This is a genomic window from Kineococcus esterisolvens (genome assembly GCF_050871405.1).
Taxonomy (GTDB): Bacteria; Actinomycetota; Actinomycetes; order Actinomycetales; family Kineococcaceae; genus Kineococcus.
This window is the reverse complement of the sequence record NZ_JBJLRI010000051.1, coordinates 24,110-30,292: the sequence shown is the minus strand read 5'-3', so window position 1 is coordinate 30,292 and position 6,183 is coordinate 24,110. Positions and strand designations below refer to the sequence as shown.

Below are 6,183 nucleotides of genomic sequence, written 5' to 3'. Positions count from 1 at the left end.
TGGCCGGGGAAGCCACCGCTTCCCCGGCCACCGGGGGCTTCGCGGTGGCGGGCCGGGCAGGCGGTCGGCCGGTCGGGCGCTCAAGGTCCGCGCCGGGACTGCCGAAGGAGGCAGTAGCCAGGACGGCGCAGCAGGGCCACGGACGGGCCGCTGAACGAGGGAACCCGACAGGGGGACCACGACGACAGGCGGTGCAGTGCGTTTTCGCAACCTCACGCAGATGGCGGTGCCCGTGGGCATCGTGGGTGTCATCCTGCTGCTCGTCGTGCCCATCCCGGCCGCGATGCTCGACTTCCTCATCGCCACGAACATCGTGTGCTCGCTCATCGCGCTGCTCACCTGCATCTTCGTGAAGCGGCCGCTGGACTTCTCGGTCTTCCCCTCGCTCATCCTGGTCCTGACGCTGTTCCGGCTGGGCCTGAACGTGGCCACGACCCGCCTGGTCCTGTCCGACGGCTACGCCGGCAAGGTCATCGAGGCCTTCGGCCACTTCGTGATCTCCGGCTCGCTGGTCATCGGCCTGGTCATCTTCCTGATCCTCGTGGTCATCCAGTTCGTCGTCATCACCAAGGGCGCCGAGCGCGTCGCCGAGGTCGGCGCGCGCTTCACCCTCGACGCGATGCCCGGCAAGCAGATGGCCATCGACGCCGACCTCAACGCCGGCCTGATCGACGAGGACGAGGCGCGCCGCCGCCGCTCCGACATCAGCGCCGAGGCCGACTTCTACGGCGCCATGGACGGTGGCTCGAAGTTCGTCAAGGGCGACGCCATCGCCGGCATCATCATCGTACTGATCAACCTCATCGGCGGCTTCGCCATCGGGATGGTCCAGCACGGCCTGGGCCCGGCGGAGTCGATCCAGCAGTACGCGCTGCTGAGCATCGGCGACGGCCTCGCCTCGCAGGTTCCCGCACTGCTGCTCAGCGTCGGCACCGGCCTCATCGTCACCCGCTCCACCTCCAACGGCGACATGGGCACCGAGGCCATCAAGCAGCTCGGCCAGCAGAAGATGGTCCTGCAGATCGCCGGTGGCGCCGCGTGCGTCCTCGCGCTCGTGCCGGCCATGCCCAAGCTCCCCTTCTTCCTCGTCGCGGGCCTGTGCTTCGTGGCCGCCACCCGCATCGGCAAGCGCGACGCCGCCGAGGCCAAGGCCACCGAGCTGGCCGAGCTGGCGCCCGCGCCGGTCAACCCGAACGAGGCCGCCGAGTCCCTCCTGGAGGAGATGCGCGTCGACCCGCTGGAGGTCGTGCTGGCCCCCGACCTGGTCGACCTGGTCGACACCTCCGGCGGCGGCGACCTGCTCGAGCGCGTGCGCGCCCTGCGCCGCAAGATCGCCCTCGAGATGGGCCTGGTGGTGCCCCCGGTGCGCACCCGCGACTCCCTCGACCTGCCGGTGTCCACCTACGCGGTGCGCATCTCCGGCGTCGAGGTGGCCCGCGGCACCGCCCCGCCCGGCCAGGTCCTGGCCCTGGGCGACAACCTCGACGGCCTGCCCGGCCGCGCCACCGTGGAGCCGGTGTTCGGCCTGAACGGCAAGTGGATCCCCGCCGAGCTGCGCCACCAGGCCCAACTCACCGGCGCCACCGTCGTGGACCGCGCCAGCGTGCTCATCACCCACCTCGGTGAGCTCGTGCGCACCCACGCCCCGCGCCTGCTGGGCCGCGAGGACGTGCGCTCGCTGGTGGACGCGCTCAAGCGCACCCACCCGGTCGTCGTGGACGAGCTCACCCCGAGCGTGCTGACGCTGGGGGAGGTGCAGCGCGTCCTGCAGGCCCTGCTCGAGGAGGCCGTCCCGATCCGCGACCTGGCCCGCATCTTCGAGGCCCTGGGCCTGAAGGCCAAGCAGGGTTCGGACCTGGACGGGCTCGTGGAGGCGTCCCGGGCCGCGCTGGGGCCGGCCGTGGCGGCGGTGCACGAGCAGGACGGCGTCCTGCACGTCATCACGCTGGACCCGGTCCTGGAGCACACCCTGGCCGAGGCCCTGCGCCCCGGCGAGCACGGTGCCAGCCTGGCCCTGGACGCGGTCACCGCCGAGCACCTCGTGACGGCCTCAAGTTCCTGCCTGGAACGTGCCGAACAGCAGGGCATCTCCGCCGTGCTGGTGTGCGCCCCGCCCCTGCGGGCCCCGCTGCGCCGGCTCCTGAAGGTGGCCGTCGGCCGCCTCCACGTCCTCTCCTACGACGACGTCAGCAACCACCCCCGGATCGAGACGGTTGGATCGGTGAGCGGTGTCCACGCACTTGCTTCTTGAGGGCCCTGACCTGCAGGACCTGCTCGCGCAGGTCCGCGAAACCCACGGAGACGCCGCCCGCGTCGTCCGCGCCGAGCGCATCCGTTCCGGAGGCGTCGCCGGATTCTTCACCAAGGAGCGCTACGAAGTGACGGTCGAGATGCAGAACGACGGCGCCACCGCCGACCGGACCCCCGAGCCCGCCGTGGGCGGTGCGGCCCCCGACGGGGATGCGCCCGACTTCGAGGCCCTGCTGGCCGCTGCCGACCGCGCCGAGGCCGAGGCGGCTGAGGCTGCCGAGGCGGCTGAGGCCGCCGCGTCCGCGCCCGCCGGCCGGCACGCCGCCGCCTCGCCCGAAGAGCCCCTTCAGCCGGCGCCCGCACCTGCCGATGACTTCGAAGAGGCCCGGCAGGGCCTCGTGCAGATGCTCAAGGCCTCCGGTGCCGTGAGCAGCGCCCGCGCCGCGGGGCTGCTGGACACCGACGGCCCGGGCGCCGCCGGGGACACCGGCGACGCCGGGGCGGAGGTCGTCGAGGAGGTCGACCTGGCCGCCGCGCTCGCCGAGGCGGCCCGACGCGAGGAGGAGCGCCGACTGGACGCCGAGCGGATCGACGCGGAGCACGCCGAGGCCGAGCGCCTGGAGGCCGAGCGCCTGGAGGCCGAGCAGGCCGAGGCGGAGCGCCTGGAGGCCGAGCAGGCCGAGGCGGAGCGCCTGGAGGCGGAGCGCCTGGAGGCCGAGCGCCTGGAGGCCGAGCGCCTGGAGGCCGAGCGCCTGGAGGCCGAGCGGATCGAGGCGGAGCGCACGGAGGCGCAGCGCCGGGAGACCGAACGCAGGGAAGCGGAGCGCAGGGAAGCGGCCCGCCGCGAGGTGGAGCAGCTGGAAGCGGAGCGGCGAGCGGCCGCCCGTGCGGAAGCGGAGCGTCGGGAGGCGGAACGAGTGCAGCAGGAACGTGTGGTGGCGGAGCGCCGGGAGGCGGAGCGCTACGAGGAGGAGCGCCGCGAGGCCGCGCGCCGCGAGGTGCGCCGCCGCCAGGCCGAGCGCATCGAGCGCACCCCGGCCCCGGCGCAGGCGTCCGAGCGGAGCCTCGGTGACCTGCTGGCCGCCGCCGACGCCGCCGACGGCGCCGACCGCCTGCACGCGATGTTCTCGGCCGGCCGCGGGCCGGGTCGTGCCCGCCCCGCAGCCGCCCCGCAGCGCGCCGTGGCCCCGCACCGTCCCATCTCCACCGAGGGCACGGGGTTCGCGGCCACGATGGCGGCGGTGCGGACCCTCGGGTCGGCCGAGCGGACCACAGGACCGGATGTGACTGCTGATGTACGCTCGGTTACTAGGCAGTCGTCGCGTCCGGTGGGGACCCGTCCGGCACGGCCGGCTGCCGCAGCAGGCGCCGGCGCCCCGTTCGGCGCCCTGCCCCCTCGCACCACGGAGGATCGCGTGACTCCTGACCAGTTCGGTGCCGCCAACGGTGTCACCGCCCCCCGCCGCGTGGAGCGGACCGACGCCCCGGGCGAGGCCCGCGGGCGCGGTGGGGAGCAGGAGGGCCGGGTCCCGCAGCGCGGCGAGGGCTTCGAGGCGCGCCGCGGTGCGCCTCGCCGTCCGGAGCTGCGCCGCCCGGCCCCCGTGGAGGACCACTTCGGCGACCGCTTCGCCGACGAGGACCCCGCGCCCCTCGGCGCGGACCAGGCGTACGGCCGGGCCTACGAGGACGAGTACGAGGCGCCGTTCGAGCCCGCGGGGGAGCGCCGGCAGGCGTACCCGTACGCGGTGCCGAACGACTACGCGGAGCCTCGCGAGGAGCGCGGCGCCGAGCCGCGCCACGAGGCGCGGGCGCAGCAGGCGCCCGAGCGCACGCACAGCGTGGCCGGCGAGCGCGCCGCCCACGACGGGGACGACAACGAGGCAGCTGACATGGACCTGACTTACCGTGATTCCGTGACCACCTACGGCGACCGCCCGGCGGCGCGCGCGCCCTACCGCGAGCCGCACGACTCCGGTGACGTCCTGCGCCTGGCCCGTGAGATCGAGGTGCCCACGCCGCTGCGCGTCGGCTCCGGCGAGCTCGTCGTGGTCGTCGGCGAGGCCGACGCCGTCGTCGCCGCCGCGCTGCTGGTCGCCGACGAGGTCGGCTCCGAGGCCCCGCTGGTCCTCGGCCGCGCCGACGTGCAGAACACCGTGACCGCCGACGAGCTGCCGGCCCGCCAGGAGCAGGCTCGCCGCTGGAGCGCGCCGCTGACCGTGGCGATCCCGGCCCGCCCGACCGGTGCCGACGCCGAGCGCGCCGCGCGCCTGGCCGCCGAGATCGGCGCCGCCGCCGTCGTCGTCTGCGTCGACGCCACCCGCCGCAGCCACGCCGTCGCCGCGCAGCTGCGCGCCCTGGAGGGTGCCGGCGTGCCGGCCCGCCGCCTCGCGGTGCACCGCGCCGCCGAGAGCCCCGACCCCCTCGACGTGCTGTCGCTCGACGTCCCCGTCGGCTTCCTGGACGGGCGGCCGGCCACCTCCGGCGCCTGGGCCGGTCTGCTGCTCGACGCGACGTCCGAGCACGGCACCGCGCGCTGAACCCGTGGCCAGGCGCACGACCGCCGGGGTGGTGACCCCCACCTCCCCGGCGCAGTGGCCCGCGGTCAACGGCCGGTTGCGCGTGCGGGTCCAGCTCCCCGACGCCCTCGGCGGTGAGCTGCTGGAGCTGCCCACGCGCGTGGAGGACTCCGGCGAGGGGCGGCTCGTGGTGGCCGCCCCCGGGTTCTCGGGCGACCTGCACGTGGTCGCGCCCGGGATGCCGGTGACCGTCCTGTGGGCCACCGACCGGGGTCAGATGCGCCAGGACTTCCTGATCGCCGAGATCGTGCGGCGGCGGGTGCCCTCCTGGGACCTCGCCCCGTGCGGGGAGGTCAGCGTCCAGCAGCGGCGCCGCTTCGTGCGGGTCCCCGTCACCGGGAACCTGCGCCTGCACCCCGTCCCGGGTGACCGGGGACGGTCCGCTCCGGGCGACCCGGCCCCCGTCGCGGAGCAGCCGCTCACCGCGGCCTTCGTCGACCTCAGCGAGGGCGGCGCGTGCGTGCGGGTCCAGCGCGGCAGCTGGCCCGCGCAGGGCCGGGCGGTGCGCACCGTCTTCGAGATCGGGGACGGGCCGGTCGACCAGCTCGCCGACGTCGTCCGGCTCGTCCCGGACGCCGCCGGGACGGGGGAGCACGACGACCTCGTGCTGTCCTTCGTCGAGCCCGTCGCGGCGGCCGACCGCCTTCGCCGCCACGTCATGCAGGAGCAGATCCGCAACCGCCGCCGGGAGGCACCGTGACCGCGATCGTGATCGCCGCCAGCCTGCTGCTGGCGGGCCCCTCGATCCTCGCCGCCCTGCGCGGCACCGGCAGCGTGGACGCCGCGCTGCTGCACATGGTGCTGGCGCTGGTGGTGTCCGCGCTGGCCGCGCGCGCCGTGCGCTCCCTGGTGCTGCGCTACCAGAGCGCCGCCGAGGAGGCCGCCGAGGCCGAGGCCGCGGCCGAGCTGGACGCAGGGGTGCTCGGGCACCCCGCGCGCCGGCGCGAGGACTCCTGAGGACCCGTCCCCGCTGGACCCGCAGGCCCGCGACGCCCGTCCCCACCGGGGGGCGGGCGTCGCCCGCGTCCGGGGCCCGCCCCGGCGCGCGAGTGACGCGCAGGAAGGGGGTCGCGACGGATCGTCACCTATGCTGGGGCCCATGCTCGTCCTGACGCGCAAGGCCGGAGAATCCGTCGTCATCGGCGACGAGGTCGTCGTGCGCGTCCTGGAGGTGCGGGGGGACGTCGTCCGGGTGGGGATCGAGGCTCCCCGCCACGTGCAGGTGCACCGGCAGGAGGTCTACGACGCCGTGCGCGAGGCCAACGTCGCCGCGACGGCGGCCAGCGAGGAGGCCGTCACGGCCCTGCAGAGCCTCGTTCGCCGCACCGGCACCTGAGTGCTGTGACGTAGATCACGC

At 75.5% G+C, this 6,183-nt stretch carries 5 protein-coding genes; all 5 read left to right on the top strand.

The genetic code is table 11. From position 1 onward, the window contains the following. The first annotated feature begins 220 nt into the window (after positions 1–220). Positions 221–2,251: a flagellar biosynthesis protein FlhA gene (gene flhA, locus ACRYR8_RS15180; protein WP_432484568.1), complete on the top strand. Its 2,031-nt coding sequence runs from the start codon at positions 221–223 to the stop codon at positions 2,249–2,251. Next, on the top strand, positions 2,229–4,787 hold the full coding sequence (locus ACRYR8_RS15175; protein WP_432484570.1) for a hypothetical protein: 2,559 nt from the start codon (positions 2,229–2,231) through the stop codon (positions 4,785–4,787). The genes flhA and ACRYR8_RS15175 overlap by 23 nt, the downstream gene beginning before the upstream one ends. A 4-nt stretch (positions 4,788–4,791) precedes the next feature. Beyond that, positions 4,792–5,526 (top strand): PilZ domain-containing protein, encoded by a 735-nt coding sequence (locus tag ACRYR8_RS15170; RefSeq protein ID WP_432484572.1) that lies wholly within the window; start codon positions 4,792–4,794, stop codon positions 5,524–5,526. Continuing rightward, positions 5,523–5,783, top strand: a complete 261-nt coding sequence (locus tag ACRYR8_RS15165) for a hypothetical protein (protein WP_432484574.1) — start codon at positions 5,523–5,525, stop codon at positions 5,781–5,783. Before ACRYR8_RS15170 ends, ACRYR8_RS15165 begins: the two co-directional genes overlap by 4 nt. A 142-nt stretch (positions 5,784–5,925) precedes the next feature. Beyond that, positions 5,926–6,162, top strand: a complete 237-nt coding sequence (gene csrA, locus ACRYR8_RS15160) for a carbon storage regulator CsrA (protein ID WP_432484576.1) — start codon at positions 5,926–5,928, stop codon at positions 6,160–6,162. The last annotated feature ends 21 nt before the right edge of the window (positions 6,163–6,183 follow it).